The 525-nt window shown below is 48.4% G+C and carries 1 protein-coding gene; it reads left to right on the plus strand.

Annotated features, from left to right (window positions below; all coding sequences use genetic code 11):
- Positions 1–525 (plus strand): class I adenylate cyclase (locus R8O11_RS31090; protein WP_318195373.1); only part of this gene is annotated, 525 nt, incomplete at both ends.

Here is a 525-nt window from a genome sequence, read left to right on the forward strand (position 1 = left end):
CGTTGCTTGATGCATTGATGCAGAGCTACCGTAACTTGATTCAGTTTGCGCGTCGCAACGACATCACATCCGCGATCAGCCCGCAAGACATCAGCATTCTTGCGCGTAAGTTGTACGCTGCGTTTGAAGTGTTGCCGGGCAAAGTGACGTTGCTGAACCCACAAATTTCCCCTGATTTACATGAACCAGATTTGAGCTTCATCGAAGTTAAAGAAGGTGGGGTGAACAAGTCGGGTTGGTATCTCTACAAGCAACCATTGATCGCACATCGCATTCTTGGTCAGCCATGTCTTGAGCATCACGAGTACTTGAGCAAACTGGTCTCGTGGGCTTTCTTTAATGGCCTCATCACTGAATCTACGCGTTTGCATGCCGTGGTGCGTGAAGCACAGCTAGATATTGATAAGTTTTACCAAATGGTGAGTGACTTACGAAATACCTTTGCACTGCGTAAACGTCGTCCGACGATGCAAGCGTTAGCGAGCCCGTGTGAAATCAGCCAGTTGGCGATGTTCATCAACTTCG

The sequence above is a fragment of the Vibrio sp. 1288 genome (genome assembly GCF_033344475.1).